A 25,371-nucleotide genomic window follows, 5' to 3' on the forward strand; every position below is an offset into this window, starting at 1 on the left:
AATAGCACCTTGCAGAAAAACCGGAGCGAGTCTGGACATTTATCAGCGAAGGCGTGACTTAGTAAGTCAAACAACACATTAGCCCTACAAATTAAAATTATGCAATTGCTTCATAAATCTCCCTATCCTCATCCTTAAACACATTGAAAATAACTCTGTCAATCTGCCCTTCATTCTCTGCCAGCCATTCTTTGACAGTCTTAACAGCTATCTCTGCTGCCCTTCTACCAGGAAAGCAGAATACTCCCGTTGAAATGCAACAAAAAGCAACTGTCCTTAGTCCATTTTCTCTGCACATATCCAAGGTATTCTTGTAGCAGTCAGCCAAATCCTTTTCATGTTTTGCTGTAAGCATCCCATTTACAATAGGGCCTACTATGTGGATGACCTTCTTTGCAGGCAGATTGTATGCATTGGTCAGCATAGGTATAGCAGTTGGCTGTTCATAGTCCTTTCCGTATTTGTCCCTAAATAACTTCATCTGCCTATTGCACTCAAGGCGAAGCTGAACCCCGGCAAAGGTGTGGATACAATTATCTATACAGGTATGCATAGGTACAAAACAGCCTAGCATCTGTGAATTAGCCGCATTTACAATGGCATCCACAGCAAGTCTTGTGATATCTCCCTGCCAAATCGATATTCCTTTATTTACTTCAGGAATATTGGAAATATCTACTATACCAACTTCTTTTGCTCTTTCTCTTAAATATTCATCCTGGACCTTAAGCACTTCATCATTTATTGCTTTTGGCAGGCGAATGTTCATTAGCGAACGAAGTACCCTTTGCTTACCCTCTGTATCTTCGGGTATCGCTATATCCTTATAGTCTTCCGACTCTTTGACAAATTCTTTAGCCAGATAGTCCAGTCTCTCTCTTTGAAGATTTGTAATATTCATTTTACGCTTCTTTCTTAAGCAGTTCCTGCATTCCGGTATGTAGGTCTGAAAGTGTATATTTTTTCATTTCATTTTCCATAGCTGACTGAATGGACTTTAACTTACCGTCAAGAAGTCCATGTATATTTTTTCCTACAGGACAGTTTGGATTTGGAGCTTCGTGAAAATGAAACAACTCTCCATTTTCAACCGGCTCGATTGCCTGATAAACATCGTAAAACGATATGTCCGACAAAGGTCTTGTAAGTGTAATCCCACCTGTTCCCCTAGCAACAGTGATAAGCCCTGCATTTTTAAGCTTGGTTAGTATATTCCTTATAATGACAGGGTTTGTATTGATACTGCTTGCTAAAAAGTCACTTGTAATCTTGTATTCTCCCTTAAAAGTGTCCACACAGGTAAATATGTGTAGTGCCACTGTAAATCTACTTGATATCTGCATTAATCTTCCTCCTGAAGATATTTTATATCCAACTAAATGTAACGTCAACGCTTACAACCAGATTTATAAAATACCTATCCAACATCAGTTCTAATCATCATAGTGACCTCGACAAGAAAATATAAGCACAGTATTTTCTCTAACTAGGTATACAAGCCTATGCTCTTTATTAATCCGCCTACTCCAAAGTCCTCTAAGATTTTCCCTTAGAGGCTCTGGCTTGCCTAGGCCTTCAAACGGACTACGACTTATGTCCTTTACAAGTTTGTTAATCTGTCTTAAAACCTTTTTATCATGATTTTGCCAATACATATAATCTTCCCATGCATCAAAATCCCACTGCACTTGCGATACTTGCATAATTCTTAATCCTCCAATAGTTCATGTTCTGCAAATTTAAGCTTTCCAGCTTTATATTCTTCCATTTTTTCCTCTAAATATCTGATATTACTCTCCGAATAAAACGGATCAGCAGATACTTCAAATGGAATTCTTTTTTCTCTTCCTACTTTTTTTGCAAATATCTTAAATGCCGCACTCATAGAAATCCCCATTTCTGAGCAAGCCTCTTCCATGCTTTTCTTAATATCCGCATCTAACTTGAAATTAACATTAACTACCTGTGCCATGATAACTACCTCCATTTTTTATACTGATTATAGTATAAGCTATTATAAAGAAAAAGTAAAGAATAATACTTTATCAAAAATAGCCCTACCTATTCAGGCAGAGCAGCATATCTTACTTATTTATTTTATAATTTTTATATCTTACGCAGCTTCATATACTCATCATTTGCTTCAAGCAGCTTCTTGTAATAATCATCATAGGTTTTACTAAATTGCCTGATAAGAGGAATTGCAGTCTCATAGTAATTATTATCCTCCATATATTTTTTAAGCTTATCATATATTTTCTTCATTAGACTGCTTGCGTATTCATCACTGTTTTTAAATTCCTCATATTTAGTTACTGTATCCTTGTTCTCAGTCCACCACTGCTTGATGTCTTCTACAGCTTTAATCTTAGCATTGTTTACATCCTTTAATTCATTTATCCCTAAACCAGCAGTGTTTTTTTCAATGTAATCTCTTTCTTCTTCAGATAATTCAAATGTTGGCAGGCTGTCCAGATAGTTTATATACTCATTATAAGCTGAAGTTTCTGATTCTTTTAACGGCTCGCTTAAAAAAGGCTGATATGAGCTAAATATCATCATACCAAAATATCCCGGAAAAGCTCTTTCAAGTCTCTCATAAATAGTCTCTCCATTTTCAAGAAGTGCAAGTCTTTCTTGAATTACATTGTAGTTTTCTTCATAATACTCTATTGCCTTTCTCGTAAGACCGGTCAATTTTTGTATTTCATTTCTTAACATAGTCATCACCTCCTGCCTACAGTGTAGTACAGTCCCTAAGGGACAGGTCAAGGGGATTAATATCTTTGGTAAAAATCCAAAGTTCGGCTTAAAACTACCTTTATTCTAACTTTTAATTTTTATAACCTCTCAATATCCTTTACCAGCTCATCAACCTCAGCCTCAGTATTAGCCCAACTTGTACAGAACCTTACTATATGGGAGTCTTCGTCACATCTCCCCTCATATTCAAAGGCGTATTTTTTAGAAAGTTCATCCATCTGCCCCCTGCTTAGTATAACAAACTGCTGATTGGTTGGACTTTCAATGTATGACTTAATTCCCTTATCCTTAAAGGCTTTCTTTATCTTCATTGCATATTTAACAGAGGACTCAGCTAAATTAAAGTAAAGTCCGTCTTCAAAAAGAGCATTAAACTGTGCACCAAGGAGCCAACCCTTTGCAAGGAGGGCACCATTTTGCTTCATATAGCTTCTAAAGCCTGACATAAGAGACTTGTTGGTAATGATAACTGCCTCACCAAACATTGCTCCGCATTTCGTACCACCACAGTAGAATACATCTGCAAAATTCGCCAAATCTTCCATAGTTACATCATTTCCCTCTGCTGCCAGTCCATAGCTAAGCCTTGCACCGTCTATGAAAAAATAAAGGTCGTACTCCTTACATACCTCACTTATTTCTTCAATTTCCTTCTTAGAGTAGATAGTTCCATACTCTGTAGGGAATGAAATATAGACCATCTTAGGCTCTGTGATATGCTCCTTTACACCGCTGATTCTATAATTTTCTGCCACCTCTTTTACCTGTGCAGCAGTAAGCTTCCCATCTTTTCCTGCTACTGTCTCAACCTTATGTCCTGTATTTTCTATTGCTCCGGTTTCGTGTACGCTTATGTGCCCTGAGTCTGCACTGATTACGCTCTGATAGCTCCTAAGCGCAGAAGTTATCACGATGAAGTTAGTCTGAGTGCCTCCTACAAGAAAATGCACCTCTGCCTCAGGCTTATTTATGTATTTTTTTATCTCAGCCTTAGCTTTTTCACAAAGCTCATCCAGCCCGTATCCCGGATAACTTACATCACTTATATCCATAACCGCCTTAAGCACCTCACTGTGCGCAGGCTTATTGTAATCATTATTGAATCTAATCATTTCACCCTCTCTTAATTCCGTTCTTATTAAGCATATATCCCATAACCGAGCCTACAACACCACCAAGTACATAGGAGAGGTTTGAAATATTGTCTCTTACCATAATACCGTCATATACCTGCTGTCCTATGAAGATGACAGCTACCAAGATGAATGTGAGAGGGATTTCCCTGTCCTTGAAACCTGTAAATGAGCTAAGTAAAATAAAGGTAAAAACCACTCCGCTTGCTCCACAAAGGGCTACATTCGGAAATAGTATATAATTCACAAGTCCTGTAATAAGGGCAGTAATTACTATCGACTGTATGAGGAGTTTACTTCCGTACTTTTCCTCAAGCAGCGGGCCTAAGAGCAGGATATAGGTGATATTTCCCATAAAATGATCCACACCGCTATGACCGAAAACATGGGTGAAAAATCTGAGGTAGGTCATTGGATTGGTTAGCGAAGAATGATAGGTCATAAAAAACAGCTTATTAGTCGCCCCCTTAGTAAATATATTAAGAGCCAGCGCAATCAGACATATCGCCGAAAATCCAAGTACTACCGGTGAATTAATCGAAATCTTAAAACCTTTGTTCATCTTAATCTACTCCCTTCAACCTACCAAACATAAATAAGTGGTATAATATCATACCAAGATGCAATGAACCCCGTCTGTAAGTTACCAAAAAAGTGAATGTGCGAAGCACGCTGAACTTTTTTGGTACTTACAGAGGTAGGGGCGTCACTTAGTATATAATATTATACCACATATCAGTTCCCACACTCAATACTAATTTCAGTAAATTTCCCAAGTATATCATCTACCGTTATCTTAGCCTTCTCTTCCTTTGCCTTATCTATAACCGCCTTACCCTGATGCATCATAAGCAGCCTGTTGCCATACTCAACAGCATATCTTAGGTTATGAGTTACCATAATGGCCGTCAGCTTTTTCTCCTTTACCATCTTGTCGGTAAGCTCCATAATAAGGTCGGCAGTCTTTGGATCAAGAGCCGCAGTATGCTCATCAAGAATCAGAAACTCAATAGGAGTGAGAGTTGACATAAGCAGGGTTAGAGCCTGTCTCTGACCGCCTGAAAGAGACTTCACCTTTGTATTTAGCTTGTCCTCAAGTCCAAGACCCAGTCCCGATAATATTTCTTTATAATAATCAATCCTAGCCTTATTTATCCCAAAAGAAAGTCCGAATTTCTTACCCTTATTGTCAGCAAGGGAGAGGTTCTCAAGTATTGTCATCTCAGGGCAGGTTCCAAGCGATGGGTTCTGATATACTCTGCCAATTCTTTTATTTCTCACATATTCAGGAAGCCTTGCTATACTCTTTCCCTCTATCAAAATATCACCCTTATCAAGTGGAATACTTCCACAGATAAGATTTAACATAGAGGTCTTGCCCGAGCCGTTACTTCCTATGACGGATACAAACTCGCCTTTTTCTATATTTAGGTTAAAATCTTCAAAGAGGCACATTTCATTGACGGTGCCGGGATTGTAGTATTTGTATATATTTTTAAGTTCAATCATGCCCTGCCTCCTTTCCTATTTTTAAGATTGCCTGCTGCAAGTATAATCAGTAGCAGAGCTGCTGTAATAAGCTTTAAGTCGGATGGCGCAAGTCCCATAGAAATAGCTATGGATACGCAGGCTTTATAGATAACCGCACCCATTACTACAGCTGTAGTAGGCTTTATAAAGTTAAAATGCTTCACAAGGCTGATTCCAATAATTACATTTGCAAGGCCTATAACCACAGTTCCCGTACCTATAGATATCTCAAAGAAACCATTCATCTGACAGTATACGCTTCCTGCAAGGGCTGCAAGGCCATTTGCAATGGCAAGACCGAGTATCTTCACATTTCCTTTATCCTTTGCAAGGCTGGTTACGAGCACATCATTGTCACCTACCGCACGAAGTAAAAAGCCTGACTTGGTTTTAAGGTAAAAATCAAGCAAGATTTTTGCAATCAAAACAATGATTACTAGTATGATAAGGTTGCTGTACTGCCTCATTCCCTCAGGAAATATTTTCGCAAGGACATCATTTTCAAATAGAGTCTGTTTGCTAAAAAGCGGTACATTTGCCTTTCCTGCTATTCTGAGATTTACAGAGTAAAGCGCTGTCATTACTATGATTCCTGAAATGAGGTCACGAATCTTAAGCTTTACATTGATAATTCCCGTAACCGCTCCAAAGATGACTCCTGCCGCCGTTGCCACAAACATAGCAAGGGGAATCGGTGCTCCAAGAAGAATCATAGCTACAGTTACCGCCGCTCCGAGTGGAAATGTTCCGTCCACAGAAAGGTCGGGGAAATCAAGTATTTTATAGGTAATGTACACGCCCAAGGAGAGGATGGCATACACAAGCCCCTCCGTAAGCACTCCCAATATAATCTGCATTTTAGCCTCCCACATCTACTAAAATAAAGTACAAGCATTTAGCTATGAGTCAAATCTATCTTTAACTCCTTGAAATGCTAATATTCATTCTTTTTACTTTCCTACTTCTTTATATCCTTCAGGAAGTGTAAGTCCGTAAGACTTAGCAGCCTCTTCATTGCCGTATAACTCTGCCTCTTCAAAGGTTAAGAACTTCATATCAATTGGTTTAGCCTCGCCCTTAAGCACCTTTGCTGCCATCTTGCCTGTCTCTTCTCCTACATATACATAATCAAGTCCTGTGCTGGCAACACAACCCTTCTTAACCTGCTCTATCTCGCTTCCAAATACTGGTTTGCCTGCCTTTTTAGCCTTATCAAGAACTATGTCAAGGCTGTTTACCACTGTGTTGTCTAATATGTTGTTTAAGCAGTCAACCTTTGTTAGTATACTGTCAGTTGCAAGAGGCACATCTGCAGAACTTGTTACTGACTGCTCTATTATTTCAAAGCCATAATCCTTTGCTGCTTCCTTGTACTCCTTAACTGACATTTCTGAGTTTACTTCACTTGTACAGTAGAGAATGCCGATTTTCTTTGCATCAGGCATTATCTTTCTAATCATTTCGAGCTGCTTTATGATAGGGAGCTTGTCGCTTGTACCGGTGATATTGCCCAATGAACTGCCGTCCTCCTTTGCAAGCTCTGCTACCACAGGATTGGTAACGGCTGTGTAGACAACAGGAATATCTGTATCTTTTGCCGCACTATAGCTTATCTGAGCCATTGGTGTAGTGATTGCACAAATCAGATTTACTTTTTTAGCTACAAAATTATTGGCTATCTGGGCTGCTATACCACTGTCTGCTCCTGCATTCTCGTAGATTATTTCAAGGTTTTCGCCCTCTTTATAGCCTCCTTCTGCGAGACCTTTTATAAAGCCCTCTCTGCAGTTGTCAAGCGAGCTATGCTCTGCAAACTGTCCTATCCCTACAACTACCTTCTCTCCGCCTGCCACCTGACTTCCCGATGTATTGGCACCTGTGCTTCCTGTGGATGCCCGACTTCCTAACTGTGTAGAAGTATTAGCCGTACTGCCTGACTTAGAAGTGCTTGAAGAAGTCTGCTTATTCCCTCCACAGCCAGTAAGTGCTGATACCGCAAGTGTAAGTGCAAGTCCTAATGCTACCATTTTGTTTGATTTTCTCATATCCATTTCTCCTTTTTGGTGTAAGCTAATGGACCTACACAGTTATAATATTTAGATGTTCATTTGGCTAAACAAGGTAAGCTGTATGTGAATCTAACTTTGCAGAAATATTTATCTTCGCCAAATAAAAAAAGCCCCAAGCAGAAGAAAAACTTCTACTTGGGGCGAATATTATCCGCGTTGCCACCCAATTTGATGCAAATGCACCATCTTTACCCCGTGCCATCACACAGGTAATGAGAATAACGGTCATCACTCCGTCTTACCCTACTTGGTTCGGATAAGCCCTCAGGAGTCCATTCACTAAGCTTCCTCATGCTGATTTCCACCATCACAGCTCTCTGGTATGAGTAACCCTTAACTACTACTCTCCCTCACAGGTTTGATGTTTGATATGATAACTGATTGTGATAAAGATGTCAATAGGGAAAATTATTTTTGCTGTATTACAGACACCTATACTAACTAATGTCATATTTGCAGTACAATTCTATTGCTTATATTTCATTTACAAATTCCGTTGCAGTCATAACCTTAGGATTTAATATTCCAGACTCAATAAAATCCTTATCGCCTGTTAACAATATATCTGCTCCAGCACTAATTGCAGCTCTAAGAATTGGTCTGTCATTTATATCACGTATTTTTGATTCAATTTCCTGCTCTTCAATAGGTGTAGGAACAATTTCAAGTGTTAACAATGCTAAAGATAAAAAGCTCTCTAAGGCCTGTATCTTAGCCGGAAATTTGCGATTAAATATACGACGCATTTCATCAATATTTTGCTCACAAATCACCCCATGGTTAGGATAACTTACAGCTTTTACAAATGCCTGATAAGGAAGTCCATTATTACTAAGAGCTGCTGAAATCAGTATATTAGTATCAATAAGAACTTTCATTAATCCACGCTTTCTGTACGGATTTCTTTTACCATATCTATGACCGCATCTTCCGTGTTTAATCCTATTTTTTCTGCTTCACCTGCCATTTGTGCCTGCAATATCTGCATAGCGTATACTGCAGAATTAATCAGGCGTACATTTCCATTCTCTACGATAAAAGTTATCCTATCACCACAAGAAACTCCAAGAATCTCTCTAATATCCTTTGGAATTGTGACCTGCCCCTTAGACATAATCTTTGCATTATCTATAAAGGTGTTATTAATCACTGGTATTACCTCCATTCTTTACATGCTAAAAGTAGGGATTCCCCTACTTTTAGTATATAAAATTCTATTTAATTATGCAATTGTTTTTTATAACAACTTTATACCACTTATTTGAAAGGGTAAATCCTACAACTTTCCGTATCACTATATGTCCCGTATATCCTAACATTTTCAACTTTATCAAATGACTGAACTTTAATATAACATTCATATTTTACACTATATAAACATAAATGTCATGAGTAATTAAGATTATTTAATTTAGTTTTATAACTGGCTTCCTATAAGCTCAGCCACTGAATATCCGTAGGCTTTAACCCTTTCGTATGCCTTTTCCTGCCATTCTTCCTTGATAGTTCCGTCTTCACCTATGAAAAAGCTTGGCTCCATATAGCGGATTATAACAAATTCAGATGTTCTCTGACCGAAACCATCTCCCCTGCTAAAGTCGATTCCCTTTCCTGTATTTCTCATCATAATTGCCTCAATTAGAGGGAGGGTAATTTCATTTACCGGCAGAGACAAATCAGGAGTATCAAAGAAGCCGCCCTTTTGCTTGGTGTAGATTGCTAAATTGCTAATTGTACCGTTTGTTATACATTTTGCCCTGCAAATCTTGTCAATTTCAACCCTGTGCTTAGCACCGCTTATAACACCGTTTGAGATTCTGATTTCCTTCTCTTTAAGGCTAAAGCCAAGGGTGATATCAAGACTAAAGAGATTGTCAGGGAAGGCCTTTGTCAGCTTATATGCCGCAAAAGCAACCAAAATAGGCTTGGTTTCTAATATATTATGCCCTAAGCTAGAAGGCTTGGTGTCTGTATCTATCTCGCACATATTTTTCCCCTGATTGTCTCTAAATATCAAGGTATAGCTTTGGTTTGAGTTGCAGTATCTGGTAGGCAAGATAGATCCTACTTCAGAAAACCTTATTTCTGCTGATTTTTTGCCGTTTTTACTTGTGTAAGAAAGACCTTCCGAGTCGAGTGCTATGGTATAATTAGGATTTTCAAACACTATTTTTTGACTGTTAATCAAAGTTTTCATTGGTCATCCTCCGGATATTTTATTTATGCTTTGATATCTGTATTATATTATATCACAAATAATACTATATTGCTATAGAAATTTTAAATAAGCTATAATAAATTCCGGAGGCAACGATATTTAGTTAACTTCTTACTCTCTTCCCCCTTCTCTCATAATCCTCTTTTATTTCTTTATCCCAGCCACTGTTATCAAGGCAGGCACTGACCTCCGCTACACTGTCCGCAGTCATCACTGTACTAACAGCCTTTGCTACTGCATGATACATTCCAGCCGTACCAACTCCGTCACATACATAGTTTACTGCCCTATCCTTATGTATGCCAAATCTCTCAGCTTCTGCATAGGCATCGATATTGGCTCCGATGAAAATAAATTCCCAGCCATACTTATCTTGCTGCCTTTTAACCATTTTTTGTACTTTATCGTATGAATATATAAAACTTGAATTCTCCATTCCGTCAGTAGCGATTACAAAAATGGTCTTCTCAGGTCTATCCTCTGCCCTTGCGTACTTGTGTATATTCCCGATGTGGTCAATTGCGCCTCCCACTGCATCTAAGAGGGCTGTACCTCCTCTTACAAAATACTCTTTGTCAGTCATAGCTTTAACCTTGTCAATCTCCACTCTGTCATGCAATACCTCGTGTTCAGTATCGAAAAGCAGAGTCGAAACCAAAGCCTTTTCCCCTGTCTTTCTCTGCTGTTCAATCATCGAGTTGAAGCCACCTATCGTGTCCGCTTCAAGCCCTTCCATAGATCCGCTTCTGTCCAAAATGTAAACTATCTCTGTGTAACCCTTACTCATAATGATACCTCCGTTTTCTTTGTTTTTATTTGATGATATCATCATAACTCGAAAGGCATGAAAAAAGGTCAACCCTAGGGCGACCTTTTTAATTTATATGATGCAAGCCTCAAATCATCCTCTTTATCCGGAATCAGATTTTACTTTTGCAATGTCATCTCTGATTATTTTAAAAGGCATAGGAAGTCCCCCTAAAAAGTTGATGCTTTGTCTAAAAAGTCCCTTGAAAAAATTGATACTTTGTCTAAAAAGTCCCTTGAAAAAGTTGATACTTTGCCTAAAAAGTCCCTTGAAAAAGTTTTAGTATTAGACTATACTTTAGATATATTGGATAAGGAGTTGAAATCTTATGCTGAAAAGAAAAGTTGAACAAAAACTTATAGAATGGAAAAATACTATTAATCATAAACCATTAATTGTAAAAGGATGCCGTCAATGTGGAAAGACTTTTTCTGTTGTTGATTTTGCCAAGAAGAATTATAAAAATGTTGTGTATTTGAATTTTTTTGAAAATCCAGATTATATTTCAGCATTTAACGGTTCCCTAGAAGTTAATAATATTATAATGATGTTATCTGCCTTATTAGGAAGTGAAGCTGTATTTGAGGAGGATGAAACCATCCTAATTTTGGATGAAATCCAAGAGTGTCCAGAAGCAAGAACAGCTCTGAAATTTTTTAAAATAGATGGGCGATATGATGTAATAGGAACAGGTTCGCTATTAGGAGTTAAGGGATACGGCAAGGAACCAAAATCAATTCCAGTTGGATCAGAAACGGTTATCGATATGTATCCTTTGGATTTTGAGGAATTTTTGTGGGCAAATGGGATAGATGCCGCGGTTATCGAACTGCTTAAAAATAATCTCGAAACTGAAACACCAATTCCAGAAGCTTTGCATAAACGAATGAGACAGCTTCTCTTACAATATACAGTGGTTGGGGGTATGCCTGATGTAGTACAGACTTTTATAAATACTAAACGAATGGACGAAGTTTTGCAGATTCAAAGGGATATTATCCGTTCCTATGAGGACGACATGGTAAAATATGCAGAGAAAAAAGATAAAGCAAACATAAAGGAATGTTTTCAGTCTATTCCTAAACAGCTTAGTAAAGAGAATAAAAAATTTCAGTATTCCATTATAAAAAAAGGAACTACAGCATCAAAATATGTAGGAAGTCTTCAGTGGATTGAAGATGCAGGAATTATATCAAGATGTTATAATCTTTCCATTACAGAACTTCCACTTGATGGAAATGCTGATAAAGATATTTTTAAGGTGTACATGTGTGATTGTGGTTTATTTGTGAGTATGCTTGAGGAAGGAACACAATATGATATTTTAAACGGTAATCTTTATGGATATAAAGGTGCTATTTTTGAAAACCTTATAGCGGATATTTTTATCAAAATGGAACGTAAACTCTATTATTTTCGTAAAGATAGCGGATTGGAAGTAGATTTTGTTATTAGATACAATGGTGAATGTACTTTGGTAGAAGTAAAGGCAACCAGCGGAAATGTAAAGAGTACAAAAACAATCCTGAAACATCCTGAAAAATACCATGTAAATAGTGCAATCAAGCTAGGAGATTATAATGTAGGAAGAACAGAACAAATTCTTACACTTCCATTGTATATGGCATTTTTGATAAGGGGGTATTAGACCCTGACAAGGTGCTCTAATGAAGCACTAATAAAAAACCAATAGAATATGTGAATCCTATGGAGTACAGACGGAGTGTGGGATTAGCAGCCTAGCTAGTCCTAAAAATCGTCCGTACTCCTTACTCAGTTATTCGTTTTTTCAAACCATCAATTCTTAGTTCCTCTTTTTAAGAAAAGCTCAATAAGGTCACAACATTCCCCCGGATTATCTTCTATCCAGTCCCATTTCAGTACATTATTTAGAAAAAGTTCATCATTTTTAAGTTCAAGCGTACCTAAGTCAAGACACCCATACTCATCTTCTCCACCGGCAAATACAAAGTAATACGGATCTGTACCAGTGTTTTTCACAGTACCTACCCTGTTAGAAAAAGCAGACTCGATTTTTTCTTTAAGCTGGCTTAACATATCTGCGGGGATATCTTTTTTTAATTCAATTATTGTACTATACAATCCAACATGAGCATTTATAACCCTATTATTTAATATCTTAAACCAACTGCATCCTTTATCATACAATATCCAGCTGTCATCTTTATATATCGCAACTTTATTATATACTTTGGAATTGTCATAAACTACAACAAAATCACACAATGGCGCTACTCTTGTTAACATGTCTAAAGATGCCTCATATCTCTTCCTTATAACATCTTCAGGAATCCCATGTCCGCCATTGGCAACTCTATGCTTAACTCGTTCTATTGCCAGTTCCGGACTATCTAACCCAATATAATATAAATTAACTAAAAATCCGTTTTCTTTTACCTTCTCAATGGTTCTTAGAATAGTCTGCCCGGTTAAGGTTGATTCCTGATTAAATGAAACACCCTGTTTGATAAAGGAGTCCAGTCTTCTTAGTGCCTCCCTACCTGCCTTTATCTGGTCTTTCTGATTGCTCCAATCACCACCATTTGCAGCAAGAATTTCATCTGCATTCACTCTGTTTTCATTTTCATCAAATCCCATTGTGCGGTAAATGGTCGTTTTCCCAGCACCATTTACTCCCGCAAACAAGGTATAAATTTTATTATTTTCCATATTTTTCATGTTCTATAGTCTCCATTTGTTTTCTTTGTAAGAAAAAATCACCCACGATTTTGTAGAAAAATTCCTCTTCCTCACTTTCAAAATCTACCCTATTATTTACCAATAAGTGTTTTGGATCAAAAACAGTCTTACATTTTAAATATGCTTCATGCATATTTTTAGCAGCTTCATCAGTTGTATACTCCATGGTTTTTTCCTCCTTCCTATAAACGGTGGTCATTTGTTGATTCCGATTCTCCAAAATTAGAATAACGGTTCAAAAAAGCAGCCTCTTTGTTTTTTATGTGATATCATCATCCCTCGAATGGCATAAAAAGGACTTGTAATTACATTTTTCAAGTCAAATATTGTCAATTTATCTTTTTTATATAGCTGATTAATTTGCTCTATTTTACCTCACCGGAATCGAAATTCCTTCAAGCATATCACAGCTTTCATCAGGGCACTCTTCATCAATCCAGTTCCAGGCTTCAATATAAGGAATTACATCTTGCTGTTCTTCTACACATAACATTCCAAACTCTAAGCATCCAAACTTATCTTCTCCGCCGGCAAACTCAAGGTGATATGGATCTTTTCCTGTGTTTTTCACAGTACCTACCCTGTTAGAAAAAGCATCCTCAATATTTCCTTTAAGCCGGCTTAACAAATCTGGGGAAATATCTTTTTTTAATTCAATTATTGACCTATACATACAAAACTCCTTTCATATTCACATATTAAATAGCTAATCTCTTGCATAAAAATTAATTGCCCAGTTCTTAAGCTCTTCATATTTTTCTTTATTGTATTTAATGTTAAGCCCATCAAAACACATATCATGTGTATGATAATAATTACTAAGCGCCTCAGTCAGGGCTAGTTCATCAGTATTTCCATAATCCATAAATAAGTCATTAATGGCTTGGTTTGCACTTGAACATAAGATGCTGTCATGGTGAAAATAATCTATATTATCAAACGTATCAATGACATGATAATCAACATTCTCATATATTCCTCTGCTCTTCGCATATACATAAATTTTGCTTTCACCAACATAGCCATCAAATAACTGAAGATATTCAAGTGCAGATATCCCTCGTAAAATTACATCTTGCCCCTTCAATACATCTCTGAACCATGCTCTATTGGATATATAATTATCACATATTTTCGTTATCATTTATAACCCTCTTATCCAATAACTTAAACCAACTGCATTCTTCATCATACAATGTCTGGTTGCAGTCGTTATATCTCGCTAATTTATTATTATTTCCCATATTTTTGTCCTTCATTTTCTTTTTTATTTGGTGATATCATCATACCTCAAAGTGCATAAAAAAGGTCAACCCTAGGGCGACCTTTCAAATTTACATGATGCAAGAGTCAAATCAGCCATTGGTAAGTGGCTCTAAACCATAGTCAAACAGTACGATATTTATTTTTAAGACATTATATTCCTGCTTCCTGATGAAATATTCTACAACTGTATCCGTCTGAGATATAGGCGACAATGCGTAGCCCGCTATCCGTAAGAAATCAACCACCTCATCCATATTGAGCCTAAGTCCTACTGCAAGTGCAAGCATCTTATCCTTTGACGGCTTTACCTGCCCTTTAAGGAGCTTTGAAAAATACTGCTTGGATATGTTGGCTGCTGCATACACTTCGGAATTTCTCAGTCCTTTTTTATTGATTAGCTGTTGCAAATGCTTCTCAAACGACTCCTTGTAGATATTTTTCAGGGCAGTTTCCAAAGAGCCCGATTGCTCTGCGGAGAAAGTCTCTTTAGCACAGGCATTGTCAAGTACTTCATAAGTCTCTACTTTTGAGAGCAGATGAAGTCTCTCGCTAGACAATGAGTAACAGAATATTTTTCTATCTTCTTTGTATTCAGTTTCTAAAGCCTCTTTAACGTACTTATCATCTACAAAGCTTCTAACCTCATCCACAAGCTTACCGCTTACATTTACAGCATCATTTCCAAATACAACAAGGGTTATCTCCATCTCGTATTCTTCTAAAAATTCCGTAAATGCACTGACTGCAACATCTAACCCGATATCCTTAGGAAAACCGTATGTACCAGTCGCAAGAAGGGGAAACGCTATGCTCTTACAGCCCTTATCCAGTGCAGCTTTTAGAGCTTTCTCATAACATTCTTCCAGGCATCTGGCTTCAAACGAATTACCGCCTTTCCAATAGAGCCCACTTACATGTACTATGTATTTTGCATCTAGATTAAAGGCCTCGGTAACTCCAACTTTGCCCGGATTCAGTCTCCCTAACTCTTTTCGTGCTTCTAAGAGCTTCTCTTTGCCCGCCGCCTCGTATATGGCAGACTCCACCCCGCCACCGATGCACACCTCCGGGTTTACGGGATTTACTATGGCATCAGCTTTTACTTTTGTAATGTCATCTCTGATTATTTTAAAAGGCATAGGATTCTCCTGGTCGCTTAAGTTTTTTCTAAAATAAATAGTTTAATTGCTGCATATAGGTTGTAAAATATTCCTTATTTTCATAACCTGTAATATATATATATTATATACATATTGCAACCAGAATCCAATAGAATAATTACCAAGTGGCAAAAGTATTATCTAATTAAAAATATTTCAATTGCTAACATAAATAAGCCTGAAATACCTGTTAAATTATAAATAAGCTGTTAATGAAATTATAATATAATCATAGCAAATAATTTGATTTTACCTGTACTTTATACTATAATAAATAGTGTATTTATCATAGATTGGAGGTAATTATAATGACAAATGAAAAGGCTTGGGATTTTGCAATTGGTCTTGCCCAGATAGATGGAGTAAAACCGTCTGAAGAATTTTTAGAGCTTGTTGAAAAGGAAAAAAGAGGGGAAATAACCGGCGATGATATACGCCGTATCCTTTATGACAAATATAAAGTTAAATAAGACGAAGAATAAGTTATAAGGAAAATGAACAAAATATTCCCCTAGAAAAGTGTAGCTTAATCCCTAATACTCCCCTAGAAAAGTGTGGTGAATCTCTAAATACTCCCCTAGAAAAGTGTGATCTGATTTCCAAAATGCCCATTATATGCTGATTGAGGATAGTTTTCTCTTTTTTATATAATACCTGAGGAAGCAAATTGAAAACTACGCTTACAAAAATGTGAACTTTTTCTTAATTTTTATAATTTTATTTGCCTTTTTTAAAAAACAATGTTATAATCCATATAATATCGTATGGTCGATAAAAAGCCGAAATATTAGGAGGTTTATTATGAGTGATAAGAATGAATTTAAAGACATTGCAAAGAAAATAGCATATACCGGAATAGGAGCTATTGCGGTAGCTGCCGAGGCTGCGGGTGAGGTTGTAGGAAAGCTTGCTGAAAAAGGCGAGAAGGTTGCTACAGGCAGCAAGATCATCCATGAAGGCAAAAAAGCAGCCAGAGATTTTAAGGAAACCGTAGTAAAGAGCAAGGCTAAAAAGGCTATGGATGCAGTTGCCGAGATGACAAAAGAAGAGCGTGACGAACTCCGCAGAAAGCTTGATGAATTTGAGGCAGAAATAGAGAAAGCCAAAGGCGAAGTAGACGGCGAAGAAAACGCAGAGGATGACAAGGACATCGAAGTAGAATTCTACAACGATGCAAAGTCTGAATGTTGTTGCTCTTGCAGTGAAGAGGACAAAAAAGAAGACAAAGAGGAACACAAAGAAGAGGACGATTATGAGGATGAAGACTCCTGCTCAATTGACAGCTGCGGCTGTGATGAGTGCAGAGAGAGATAACACATACAATAATCATTGAACTACAGCTCCGAATGATAACGCTTAGTTTCTGTATTAAGCATTATTGTTCGGAGCATTTACTTTTGCTATCATAGCCACAAAAAGAGCCCGGCATGGACCGGACTCTCTACACAAATAAATAAAAGGAGTAACACGCTTACTAAATTAGAAATCAACTTCTGTGTCATAGTAGCAGCACTTAAGAAGTTTTTCCATCTCTTCCTGCTTAGGCTGTCTTGGGTTAGAGCCTGTACAAGCATCTGCAATTGCATTTTTAGCAATCTCAGGAAGTCTCTCAAGGAAGATGTTCTCAGGTACAAAGCCCTTTTCTGTAGGGAAGCTGTCTGCACCGTAGTGGGCAATGCCGTGAGGGATTCTAAGGCTGTCATTCATGCCTCTTAAGTACTTGATAAGATTGGCAATCTTCTCGCCTTCAGAAGCACCGCCAATTCCCATATAATCTGAAATATACGCATATCTCTTAGCTGCTGTAGTATCCTTGGCATTGTAAGCAATTACCTTTGGAAGATACATAGCATTTGCAGCACCGTGGATAATATGAGCACCCTGGTCTTCAAATACAGCACCTGTCTTATGTGCCATAGAGTGAACTATACCAAGGAGAGCATTTGAAAATGCCATACCTGCAAGACACTGTGCATTGTGCATATTTGCTCTTGCTTCCTTATCTCCCTTATAAGACTCGATAAGGTTAGCCTTAATCATAGTCATAGCGTGGAGAGCAAGCGGATCTGTATAATCGCAGTTAGCTGTAGATACATAAGCCTCAATAGCGTGTGTAAGGGCATCCATACCGGTATGTGCAACAAGCTTATCAGGCATTGTCTCTGCAAGGTCAGGATCTACGATTGCGATATCAGGAGTGATTTCAAAGTCAGCTATAGGATATTTGATACCCTTTGAATAATCGGTAATGATTGAGAATGCAGTTACCTCTGTAGCTGTACCTGATGTTGATGGGATTGCACAAAAATGTGCTTTCTTTCTAAGCTCAGGTATGCCAAATACCTTGCACATGTCTTCAAATGTACATTCAGGATACTCATACTTAATCCACATAGCCTTAGCAGCATCGATAGGTGAGCCTCCACCCATTGCTACTATCCAATCAGGTTCAAATTTGAGCATAGCCTCTGCGCCACGCATAACTGTCTCAACAGAAGGATCAGACTCGATTCCCTCAAAAAGCTCAACCTCCATGCCTGCTTCTTTAAGGTAGTTTACTGCTCTTTCAAGGAAGCCGAATTTCTTCATTGCGCTTCCGCCGACACAAACCATAGCCCTCTTTCCTTTGAGGTTCTTAAGGTTCTCTAAAGATCCTTTTCCGTGATAAAGATCTCTTGGTAATGTAAATCTTGCCATTGTACTATCCTCCTAAAAGTTAACTTATGATTGCTGTTTGCAGACAATCATTGACTATTTTTTAACAATCTTATTATATACTTTTTCGGAGTAAAAGCAAAGCATTTTTGCGAAAATTCACAATTAATTAACAAATTTTTAGACATTTTTGATAACAATATTCACTATCATTATGATTTATTATTGACATAACCACTGTATTAGGGTAAATTTCAAGTATAGACATTTGCTTGTAAACCCCATAAAAAGTATATATTTTGCTTCAATTATGGTTAAACGGCAGTACATTTCTTTGTCAGGAGGATGATATGAATAAACCATGTATAGTAGGAATAGCAGGCGGAAGTGCTTCCGGTAAGACAACAATAGTAAATAAGCTTAAGGCTTCCTTTGGTGATGACATCCTTGTTATCAGCCACGACTCTTATTATAAGGCTCACAACGACCTTAGCTATGATGAGAGAACAAGGCTTAATTACGACCATCCCGATTCATTTGACACTGATTTGATGATTAGGGATATAGCAAAGCTTTCAAATGGAGAGGAGGCAGATATCCCTGTTTATGATTTTTCTATTCACAACAGAACCGACTCCACCACCCATGTATTTCCTAAAAATGTGATAATTGTGGAGGGCATCCTCATCCTCGCAAATAAGGAACTTCGTGACCTTATGGACATTATGGTTTTTGTAGATACAGACGCCGATGAGAGGCTTCTTAGAAGGATTAAGCGTGATGTAAATGAGAGGGCAAGAACTATTGATTCTATTATAAATCAATATCAGCAGACGGTAAAGCCTATGCACGAGCAGTTTGTAGAGCCTTCTAAGAAGTATGCGGATATCATCATCCCTAGGGGTGGCGAGAACTCGACAGGCATAACCATACTTACTGAGCATATTAAGCATAAGCTCGCAGTGTAAGATATATTAGATATTTCTTGCTAAATCATATTTTTAATGCTAAAATACATTGCATACACGAATACATTTTAATTATTGACGGAGGTTTTATGGCTAAGAAAAAATATACCGATATGACAAAAGAAGAACTCCTGGAGCTTAAGGAAGTACTTAAGGCAGACTATAAGAAGATGCAGGCAAGGGGCTTAGAGCTAAACATGAGCCGTGGTAAGCCTTGCGTAGACCAGCTTGACCTGTCTATGGGAATGATGGATTCCCTAAACTCTTCTTCTGACCTTCTCTGCGAAGATGGTACAGACTGCCGTAACTACGGCGTACTTGACGGTATACCTGAGGCAAAAGAGCTTATAGGTGATATGATGGAAGTGCCATACGACCATCTGCTTATCTACGGTAACTCCAGCTTAAATGTAATGTACGACACCGTTTCACGCTCTATGACTCATGGCGTAATGGGCAGCACCCCTTGGTGTAAGCTTGATAAGGTAAAATGGATATGCATAGTTCCGGGCTATGACAGACATTTTGCCATAACGGAGTATTTTGGAATAGAGAGCATATGTGTACCTATGTTAAAGACAGGTCCTGATATGGATATGATAGAAAAGCTTGTAGCTTCTGACGAGAGTATAAAGGGAGTTTGGTGTGTACCTAAGTATTCTAACCCTACAGGCAATTCTTATTCAGACGAGACAGTTAGGAGGTTTGCAAGGCTCAAGCCTGCCGCAAAAGATTTTAGAATATACTGGGACAATGCTTACACGGTACATCACCTCTATGACCACGACCAGGATCACCTTATAGAGATTCTTGCAGAGTGTAAACGTGCCGGTAACCCTGACTTAGTTTATAAATTTGCTTCAACCAGTAAGGTAAGCTTCCCCGGCTCAGGTATAGCAGCCCTCGCTACAAGCCTTAACAACCTTGAGGACATCCAGAGACAGGTAGCTGTGCAGACCATAGGACATGACAAGGTAAATCAGCTCCGTCACGTAAGGTTCTTTAAGGATATACATGGACTTGTGGAGCATATGAGAAAGCATGCAGACATCCTCCGTCCTAAGTTTGAGGCAGTTGAAGAAATCCTTGAAAAAGAGCTTGGCGGTACCGGTATTGCTACTTGGACATCTCCAAAGGGAGGTTATTTCATCTCTTATGACACTCTCCCTGGTTGTGCCAAGAAAGTGGTTTCCCGCTGTGCTAAGGCCGGTGTGGTTATGACCCCTGCAGGTGCAACCTTCCCTGGTGGTAAGGATCCACAGGACAGCAACATAAGGATTGCTCCTTCCTTCCCTCCTATTGCAGACCTTAAGACTGCTGCAGAGCTTCTTGCACTCTCAACTAAACTTGTTACAGTTGAGCATTTGCTTGAAAGGATGGAGACTCCTGAAGCGGCTTCTACCACAAAATCAACTAAAACAACTAAATAAATGCCAAAATTTCAACATCCAAATCTGTGGTTATTACATTCTACTACACAGTTTTGGATGTTTTTACTATAAATGATTGAAATTTATCATCATAAATCCATTTGCTTTTTGTATTTTTTTTTACTATAATTGTAATATTACCGACTATGGTAAATTTAAACTTGGGAGGAACCGATATGAAAGTTCTTATTATAGGTACTAATCATGCAGGTATAGCTGTGGCGAACACCCTGCTTGACAATTATCCGGGAAATGAAGTTGTAATGATTGATAGAAATACCAACCTCAGCTACCTTGGCTGTGGTACCGCACTTTGGGCGGGAAGACAGATTGACTCTTATGAAGGACTTTTCTATACCAGTGCTGAAGCCTTTGAGAAGAAAGGGGCTAAGATTAGCCTTGAAACGGCGGTCGATCACATCGACTTCGATAAGAAGATTGTATACGGCACAAAGAAAAACGGTGAAAAGTTCGAAGAGAATTACGACAAGCTCGTACTTGCCACAGGTTCTCTCCCAATCTCACCTAATCTTCCCGGTAATAATTTAGAGGGACTTAAGTTCTTAAAGTTGTTCCAGGAAGGTCAGGAAGTAGACAAAGAAATCAGCAAGCCTGAGGTTAAAGAGGTGGCTGTAATAGGTGCAGGCTACATTGGTGTTGAGATTGCTGAAGCCTGTCTCCTTCGTGGCAAGAAGGTAAGACTTTTTGATATTGCTCCTAGCTCACTTGCAAGCTACTATGATGAGTGGTTTACAGAGGATATGGACAAGGCTATATCAGAAGCGGGAATCGAGACTCATTTTGGCGAGAAAGTACTTGAATATAAGGGAAATGGCAGAGTATCTTCAATCGTAACTGAGAGTGGCGAATATCCTGCTGACCTTGTTATCAACGCTATCGGCTTCGTTCCAAACAACGCCCTTGGTAAAGACCACCTTGAACTCTGGAAGAATGGTGCTTACTCAGTAGATAAATATCAGCAGACCAGCGACCCTGATGTATACGCAGTTGGTGACTGTGCTACTATCTACTCTAATGCACTTAGAGACAAGACCTATATTGCACTTGCTTCAAATGCAGTTCGTACAGGTATAGTAGCAGGACACAACATAGGTGGCACCAAGCTTGAAGGTGCAGGAGTACAGGGTTCTAACGCTATCTGTGTATTTGGTAGAAAGCTTGCTTCTACAGGCCTTTCACTAAATGCCGCTAAGAAGGCGGGCTTAGATGTAGAATATACCGATTATGAAGATACACAGCGTCCTGCTTTCATGAAGGAAAATGCAGATGTTAAGATAAGAATAGTATATGAGAAATCAACCAGAAGAGTAGTTGGTACTCAGCTTTCTTCAAAAGAAGATGTATCAATGGCTATTCATATGTTCTCACTCGCTATAGAGGAAGGCGTTACCATAGATAAGTTAAAGCTCCTTGATATCTTCTTCCTTCCACACTTTAATAAGCCATATAACTACATCACTATGGCAGCACTTAATGCTAAATAAGATTTAAACTTCTAATGTGCAGAGCCTGTTTACCGGGTTCTGCACATTTTTTAATCTCAACCGACTTGTCATAATGAAGACACTATTTTATCATACACTTAGTCTTCACGGGATATTATTCCATATCCCCATTATAATGCTGAGGCAAATATTGTCCTAAGCTTTATTCTTTACTTCATATTACTTAGCCTTAAAATCACTAAGTATATTTAGCTCATTTTTTTTAGTCGTAATGATTCTACCTTGTTGAAGAAGTCCATTAGGCTCTATAGGTTCATAAACTCCATTTTTATAATCGATAACATAGAACTTCTGTTGTGTTCTGATGATAATAATGCTATCAGATATCCTTGCAGATTCAAATATATAGTTTCCGGAGGCTATTTCAGGTATCGTGATATGGCTGTAAGTTCCATCATCCTGTTTGAGATACATATTACCGGTATTCTCTGCGTTTGCATCATCATCTCCTACAATAACACAATTCAAATCACCGCCTATATAGTTAACTTTTTTATCAGAAGTTATTGGAAGTTTGGTTGTTTCTTTTTTGTTAAAATCATAGTACCAGACTTCTATACTTTGAACTCCTTTACCTTTACTTTTATCGGCAGTTTCAACCTCAAAGATAACTCCGTCATTAAATCCGTCTAACTCATAGACTATACTACCATCTACAAGTTCTCCATTATCATCAACTTTATACTGATGTTTGACTATTTCTTCTACCTTTTTTGTCTGTAAATTATATTCATTGAGGATACCCTCTCCCTTTACATCGTCACTTGTATAGAATATAATTCTATCGCCAATTATCTTTGTTTTTGGCATTCCAGAGCTTTTACCCTGATATATTATTTCACCTTTATTTTTATTTATTCTATGAAATGAAAATGGCCATCCATCTGCCGATTCCTCTTTCTCAGATTGACTAACAACTCCTTCAATCAGGTCAGTATCGTACATTCCTGATAAAAATCCAAAATTGACGCTATTAATCTTGTGAACTTCCTTGTTTGTATTTCCATCATTTACATAATATACACAATCGTTGCCGACATACTTGAAAAAATATGACAGTTTATCATTATAACCCAATATTGTTGCCCCCTTGGCAGGATATTCAAGATGTTTTGTATCCTTTGCGTAGCCTATTTCTCCCTTCTTAAGCTCAGTCACAGTATTGGATTCTTCTTTTTTATCAGCTGATTTTTCATTTGTTGCAGATACAGCAGTACTTGTCATACTTATACTTGTGCTACTGTGGTTTTCGGATGTTTTAGAGACAGGTTTATCTTCCCCTTTACTACAGGCAGTCAACAATAGCATAAAAGTAGCAGCAAAAACAGCAATCTTTTTCATAGGCACTTCTCCTTAGTTAAAATAATTAAATGTCTAGAACCTCTGCTACTATCATACTATTTCCAAAAGTAAAACACCATACCAAAACCTGAATTTAAATGACTAGTCTATATCTTCTCCATACCATTTTTTATAAATGTGGTACTGCCGCCTCTGCAGCATCAACTATCATTCCTTTTCTTTGCTTTATAGTAAAATACATAGTTTTTGATTAAAATCACAATCCCTCCCGCCACTAATAATGCGGAGGAGAACTTACCTGAGGAATATCCAAAAAACCATGAATACACAAAAAGACCACAGAAAATTATTAATGTAAACACAGATAAAATCACGGCAATTTTTAATTGTCTAACTTCGTCTTTCAATTGTAACACCTCCTCGTATTACAGAAAATCGTTTAACTGTATTATATGTTATATCATGTATAAATTCTATAAAAAATAATATGCTAAACTAGTTATACTCTATAGTCCAATTTCCTGTCCAGCCTTTTGGTCCATACATAGTTGAGTTATTCCATGTTTTAACTTCATAGAAAGTGATTCCCTGGCTCATATATTGAATAAGCAACACCCCCTTAGTATATCTCTTTGTTCTACTATTATATCCTCCAGCAGTCCTAATATTTTTTTTCACAGCTGTTTTAAAATCAGTTAACTGAGTTAGTGCAAATCCACCTACACCACTAATAACCGTAGTAAGTATACTAGGTATAACTTTGGAAGTACCAGCAGAAATAATGCCTGCAGCAATAGCTGCAACCGTTATTGAGCCGTCTAGAAGCAGTTTCTGATTGTCAAGGAAGCTGTCCTGATCCACATAATCAACAAGTGCAGATATTTTTGATGCTGGCATATACCAGTACTTAAGGTACAATATATTAGTATCATAAATAGCAGAATTGCTGTTACTTATCCACATTGCACCTGCTGAACGCTTAAATACATCTGTGTGTGTATTTATTTTACAAGATATCCTTGAACTTGAATTTAGTTTTACACGCACCAAATAAGTATTTTTACCAGTATTTATTGCCGAGTCACTCAATGTATATTTAAATGACTTCATATTTATATCCTTAAGAAGCTTTTTCCCAAACAGAGTCTTCTTATAAATAGTAATATTAGCTGATTTTGAGCTGACAATGTCAAAGTCTGTGGCTCCCCAAATATTACAACTAAACCAGCAATCACTTGATATGACAGTTTTCTTTTCACCATCATTCAGATTATATTGGTTACTGCCACTTCGTTCTAATATTGTTGCAGTGGAATACTTATTTTTTAATTCAATTTGCGTTTCAAGAGTTCTATATTGTTCTTCTGATAATAATGATTTCAGCTTTATCTCATCAGTAATAATATACTTATTATCTTCATCTGAAAAAGATATATATTTTTCTATAATATCGAGCACATCCGGAGTTAGTGATTTAGTATCAACATATGCATCTTCTAACTCTACTCCAAAGTCAGTAACTTCTTCATCTAAGTTATACATTTGTATGCCTTCTGCTTCAAACTCAAAGTCGTGTGCTACTAATATGATAGTTGCAGGGGACTCACTGAGTATGTGGAATTCACTGAGTATATTTAGCTCATATTTTTATCGACTTATTTTTACTTGTTATTTTTAGTTCTATCTCAATATTTTACATTATTATATCTACTACCAGTAAGCAATATTGATTTGCTCTTTCAAAATAAATATATCAGTTATACATTGACTATCCCATCATAAGCATTTTTGTCTTTTATCTCGTTGTGAGAAATCATAATTA

The 25,371-nt window shown here is 37.5% G+C and carries 30 protein-coding genes and 1 other annotated feature; of the genes, 7 read left to right on the forward strand and 23 right to left on the reverse strand.

Annotated features, from left to right (window positions below; genetic code table 11):
* Positions 1-97 precede the first annotated feature (97 nt).
* The 14 genes from ACO6HM_RS11540 to ACO6HM_RS11605 form a co-directional block, all read right to left on the reverse strand.
* Positions 98-901, reverse strand: a complete 804-nt coding sequence (locus tag ACO6HM_RS11540; protein WP_485391184.1) for a protein-ADP-ribose hydrolase — start codon at positions 899-901, stop codon at positions 98-100.
* Between the two features lies 1 nt (position 902).
* Positions 903-1,343: an Rrf2 family transcriptional regulator gene (locus ACO6HM_RS11545; RefSeq protein ID WP_485391185.1), complete on the reverse strand. Its 441-nt coding sequence runs from the start codon at positions 1,341-1,343 to the stop codon at positions 903-905.
* A 90-nt stretch (positions 1,344-1,433) separates the two neighbouring features.
* Complete coding sequence (locus ACO6HM_RS11550; RefSeq protein WP_485391186.1) at positions 1,434-1,703, reverse strand: Txe/YoeB family addiction module toxin; 270 nt, start codon at positions 1,701-1,703, stop codon at positions 1,434-1,436.
* A gap of 5 nt (positions 1,704-1,708) precedes the next feature.
* A complete protein-coding gene (locus tag ACO6HM_RS11555) occupies positions 1,709-1,972 on the reverse strand; it encodes a type II toxin-antitoxin system RelB/DinJ family antitoxin (RefSeq protein WP_485391187.1) in 264 nt (87 codons plus the stop codon).
* Between the two features lie 134 nt (positions 1,973-2,106).
* Entirely contained in the window at positions 2,107-2,721 is a 615-nt protein-coding gene (locus ACO6HM_RS11560; RefSeq protein ID WP_485391188.1) for a hypothetical protein, read from the reverse strand.
* A gap of 119 nt (positions 2,722-2,840) precedes the next feature.
* On the reverse strand, positions 2,841-3,875 hold the full coding sequence (locus ACO6HM_RS11565; protein ID WP_485391189.1) for a threonine aldolase family protein: 1,035 nt from the start codon (positions 3,873-3,875) through the stop codon (positions 2,841-2,843).
* Between the two features lies 1 nt (position 3,876).
* Positions 3,877-4,458: a rhomboid family intramembrane serine protease gene (locus tag ACO6HM_RS11570; protein ID WP_485391190.1), complete on the reverse strand. Its 582-nt coding sequence runs from the start codon at positions 4,456-4,458 to the stop codon at positions 3,877-3,879.
* A gap of 173 nt (positions 4,459-4,631) precedes the next feature.
* Positions 4,632-5,405 carry an ABC transporter ATP-binding protein gene (locus ACO6HM_RS11575; RefSeq protein WP_485391191.1) on the reverse strand — a complete coding sequence of 258 codons (774 nt, stop codon included), beginning with the start codon at positions 5,403-5,405 and terminating at the stop codon, positions 4,632-4,634.
* Positions 5,402-6,283 carry an ABC transporter permease gene (locus tag ACO6HM_RS11580; protein WP_485391192.1) on the reverse strand — a complete coding sequence of 294 codons (882 nt, stop codon included), beginning with the start codon at positions 6,281-6,283 and terminating at the stop codon, positions 5,402-5,404. The genes ACO6HM_RS11575 and ACO6HM_RS11580 overlap by 4 nt, the downstream gene beginning before the upstream one ends.
* A gap of 93 nt (positions 6,284-6,376) precedes the next feature.
* Positions 6,377-7,471 (reverse strand): ABC transporter substrate-binding protein, encoded by a 1,095-nt coding sequence (locus ACO6HM_RS11585; protein ID WP_485391193.1) that lies wholly within the window; start codon positions 7,469-7,471, stop codon positions 6,377-6,379.
* A 157-nt stretch (positions 7,472-7,628) separates the two neighbouring features.
* Positions 7,629-7,858, reverse strand: a binding site (T-box leader).
* A gap of 110 nt (positions 7,859-7,968) precedes the next feature.
* On the reverse strand, positions 7,969-8,373 hold the full coding sequence (locus ACO6HM_RS11590; protein WP_485391194.1) for a putative toxin-antitoxin system toxin component, PIN family: 405 nt from the start codon (positions 8,371-8,373) through the stop codon (positions 7,969-7,971).
* On the reverse strand, positions 8,373-8,645 hold the full coding sequence (locus ACO6HM_RS11595; RefSeq protein ID WP_485377805.1) for an AbrB/MazE/SpoVT family DNA-binding domain-containing protein: 273 nt from the start codon (positions 8,643-8,645) through the stop codon (positions 8,373-8,375). The genes ACO6HM_RS11590 and ACO6HM_RS11595 overlap by 1 nt, the downstream gene beginning before the upstream one ends.
* Before the next feature lie 267 nt (positions 8,646-8,912).
* Positions 8,913-9,692, reverse strand: coding sequence for a hypothetical protein (locus ACO6HM_RS11600; protein ID WP_485391195.1), 780 nt, complete (start codon positions 9,690-9,692; stop codon positions 8,913-8,915).
* 124 nt (positions 9,693-9,816) lie between these two features.
* Complete coding sequence (locus ACO6HM_RS11605) at positions 9,817-10,500, reverse strand: vWA domain-containing protein (RefSeq protein ID WP_485391196.1); 684 nt, start codon at positions 10,498-10,500, stop codon at positions 9,817-9,819.
* A 207-nt stretch (positions 10,501-10,707) separates the two neighbouring features.
* Between ACO6HM_RS11605 and ACO6HM_RS11610 the strand changes: the two genes are divergently transcribed.
* Positions 10,708-10,869, forward strand: a complete 162-nt coding sequence (locus tag ACO6HM_RS11610; RefSeq protein WP_485391197.1) for a hypothetical protein — start codon at positions 10,708-10,710, stop codon at positions 10,867-10,869.
* A complete protein-coding gene (locus tag ACO6HM_RS11615) occupies positions 10,850-12,169 on the forward strand; it encodes an ATP-binding protein (protein ID WP_485391198.1) in 1,320 nt (439 codons plus the stop codon). Before ACO6HM_RS11610 ends, ACO6HM_RS11615 begins: the two co-directional genes overlap by 20 nt.
* Before the next feature lie 149 nt (positions 12,170-12,318).
* On the opposite strand, the gene ACO6HM_RS11620 is transcribed toward ACO6HM_RS11615, so the two are convergent.
* From ACO6HM_RS11620 to ACO6HM_RS11640, 5 genes are all read right to left on the reverse strand, one after another.
* A complete protein-coding gene (locus tag ACO6HM_RS11620) occupies positions 12,319-13,221 on the reverse strand; it encodes an ATPase (RefSeq protein WP_485391199.1) in 903 nt (300 codons plus the stop codon).
* Positions 13,202-13,408 (reverse strand): hypothetical protein, encoded by a 207-nt coding sequence (locus ACO6HM_RS11625; RefSeq protein ID WP_485377801.1) that lies wholly within the window; start codon positions 13,406-13,408, stop codon positions 13,202-13,204. Before ACO6HM_RS11625 ends, ACO6HM_RS11620 begins: the two co-directional genes overlap by 20 nt.
* Positions 13,409-13,612: 204 nt before the next feature.
* Entirely contained in the window at positions 13,613-13,915 is a 303-nt protein-coding gene (locus ACO6HM_RS11630; RefSeq protein WP_485391200.1) for a hypothetical protein, read from the reverse strand.
* A gap of 33 nt (positions 13,916-13,948) precedes the next feature.
* Entirely contained in the window at positions 13,949-14,386 is a 438-nt protein-coding gene (locus tag ACO6HM_RS11635; protein WP_485391201.1) for a hypothetical protein, read from the reverse strand.
* Between the two features lie 211 nt (positions 14,387-14,597).
* A complete protein-coding gene (locus ACO6HM_RS11640) occupies positions 14,598-15,647 on the reverse strand; it encodes a macro domain-containing protein (protein WP_485391202.1) in 1,050 nt (349 codons plus the stop codon).
* 329 nt (positions 15,648-15,976) lie between these two features.
* Here ACO6HM_RS11640 and ACO6HM_RS11645 point away from each other — a divergent pair, with 329 nt between their 5' ends.
* On the forward strand, positions 15,977-16,138 hold the full coding sequence (locus ACO6HM_RS11645; RefSeq protein WP_485391203.1) for an antitoxin VbhA family protein: 162 nt from the start codon (positions 15,977-15,979) through the stop codon (positions 16,136-16,138).
* Positions 16,139-16,469: 331 nt separating this feature from the next.
* Positions 16,470-16,982 (forward strand): hypothetical protein, encoded by a 513-nt coding sequence (locus tag ACO6HM_RS11650; RefSeq protein WP_485391204.1) that lies wholly within the window; start codon positions 16,470-16,472, stop codon positions 16,980-16,982.
* A 165-nt stretch (positions 16,983-17,147) separates the two neighbouring features.
* On the opposite strand, the gene ACO6HM_RS11655 is transcribed toward ACO6HM_RS11650, so the two are convergent.
* Positions 17,148-18,365 (reverse strand): iron-containing alcohol dehydrogenase, encoded by a 1,218-nt coding sequence (locus tag ACO6HM_RS11655; RefSeq protein ID WP_485381326.1) that lies wholly within the window; start codon positions 18,363-18,365, stop codon positions 17,148-17,150.
* A gap of 308 nt (positions 18,366-18,673) precedes the next feature.
* Between ACO6HM_RS11655 and udk the strand changes: the two genes are divergently transcribed.
* The 3 genes from udk to nox all read left to right on the forward strand — a co-directional run bounded on the left by udk (position 18,674) and on the right by nox (position 22,226).
* The gene (gene udk, locus ACO6HM_RS11660; protein WP_485381325.1) at positions 18,674-19,291 is read left to right on the forward strand and encodes a uridine kinase; all 618 of its coding nucleotides are present in this window, start codon (positions 18,674-18,676) and stop codon (positions 19,289-19,291) included.
* 89 nt (positions 19,292-19,380) lie between these two features.
* Complete coding sequence (locus ACO6HM_RS11665; RefSeq protein WP_485391205.1) at positions 19,381-20,721, forward strand: aspartate aminotransferase type Ic; 1,341 nt, start codon at positions 19,381-19,383, stop codon at positions 20,719-20,721.
* 176 nt (positions 20,722-20,897) lie between these two features.
* Positions 20,898-22,226: a H2O-forming NADH oxidase gene (gene nox / locus ACO6HM_RS11670; RefSeq protein WP_485391206.1), complete on the forward strand. Its 1,329-nt coding sequence runs from the start codon at positions 20,898-20,900 to the stop codon at positions 22,224-22,226.
* Positions 22,227-22,406: 180 nt separating this feature from the next.
* Here nox and ACO6HM_RS11675 read toward each other — a convergent pair whose 3' ends face one another.
* The 3 genes from ACO6HM_RS11675 to ACO6HM_RS11685 form a co-directional block, all read right to left on the reverse strand.
* Complete coding sequence (locus tag ACO6HM_RS11675; protein ID WP_485391207.1) at positions 22,407-23,588, reverse strand: hypothetical protein; 1,182 nt, start codon at positions 23,586-23,588, stop codon at positions 22,407-22,409.
* 161 nt (positions 23,589-23,749) lie between these two features.
* The gene (locus ACO6HM_RS11680) at positions 23,750-23,956 is read right to left on the reverse strand and encodes a hypothetical protein (RefSeq protein WP_485391208.1); all 207 of its coding nucleotides are present in this window, start codon (positions 23,954-23,956) and stop codon (positions 23,750-23,752) included.
* Positions 23,957-24,044: 88 nt separating this feature from the next.
* The gene (locus ACO6HM_RS11685; RefSeq protein ID WP_485391209.1) at positions 24,045-25,091 is read right to left on the reverse strand and encodes a hypothetical protein; all 1,047 of its coding nucleotides are present in this window, start codon (positions 25,089-25,091) and stop codon (positions 24,045-24,047) included.
* Positions 25,092-25,371 lie beyond the last annotated feature (280 nt).

It is taken from the genome of Catonella sp., assembly GCF_057250765.1.